We start from the raw sequence: 1008 nt of genomic DNA on the forward strand, positions 1-1008 counted from the left end.
CTGTTATTAGTGCCCTCTCCTCTCTCGAAGAACAGAAAAAGGCGCTATTAGCAGAGCAAAAGCAATCAATGCCAATTGCTGCTGACGCAGTTAAAACACTGCTGACGCTGGTGGATGATCCCAAGCAGTTCAACATTCAGTTAAAGAAGATTGTTAGCGAGATCAGAGTTAGTCAGAGCGGGAAGGGTCATATCGTCAGCGTGAAACGACACGATGGACACAAGATTGTTTTTCATACCAATGGTGCATTCACCACTGATACCAAGCAATTCTTGGACGAGATTAGAGAACTCAATCAATAGGCCGCTTCGCGGCCTTTTTCATGCCCGTTTGACATGCTCGATACGGGGATAAACGGGGTCATAGCCCAAGACGTTGTAACACTCTCTGGCATGTTGTAATGCTGAATGCTGATCCCCGTGCGGTCTTGATACTGCGAGCATTCAGACTCTCGGCCATTCTTTTCAGCGTGTAGCCATTTCTTCGCATTTCAGCAAATTCAGGACGTAATTGTTCCGCTCTATCGTCTGCTGCTTTCTTGAGCCCTTCCACTTGAACATTGTCACGAAGACCACCGAGCTTAACACCGCGCGCCTTCGCTGCTTGCAATGCTGCTTTGGTGCGCTGGCTAATGAACTCTCGTTCCTGCTCTGCTAACGCTGCATATAGATGAATCTGGAACTTATCAGCGAACGGCAGACAAGCGATCCGAACGTCAATTTGCTTGATGATATGAGCAACTGTTTCAACGTCACGACTCAAGCGATCAACTTTAGCCACAAGCAGAGTTGCACCGTGTTGTTTGCACAGCTCAACAGCGGCTTTCAGAGTGGGACGCTCATTAAGACTGCCCTTACCAGAACGAACGTCAACGAACTTTTCAATCACTTGATGATCACCAGCATAGTGAGACAGAAACAAATCGGTATCGCGCTGTTGTGCCTCTAACCCGAGTCCGCTTTCTCCCTGCTTCTTAGTCGATACTCGGTGATAGATAACATATTTCAT

General features: G+C 47.5%; 2 protein-coding genes. One reads left to right on the plus strand and one right to left on the minus strand.

What is annotated here, in order from left to right; all coding sequences use genetic code 11:
• Nucleotides 1–302: hypothetical protein (locus tag AACS18_RS15610; protein WP_181363299.1), on the plus strand; the 302-nt coding region annotated here is incomplete at its 5' end.
• Nucleotides 303–360: 58 nt separating this feature from the next.
• On the opposite strand, the gene AACS18_RS15615 is transcribed toward AACS18_RS15610, so the two are convergent.
• A partial coding sequence (locus AACS18_RS15615) for a recombinase family protein (protein ID WP_108612653.1) occupies nucleotides 361–1008 on the minus strand: 648 nt, incomplete at its 5' end.

Source organism: Aeromonas sp. HMWF015 (assembly GCF_963878965.1).
Taxonomy (GTDB): domain Bacteria; phylum Pseudomonadota; class Gammaproteobacteria; order Enterobacterales; family Aeromonadaceae; genus Aeromonas; species Aeromonas veronii.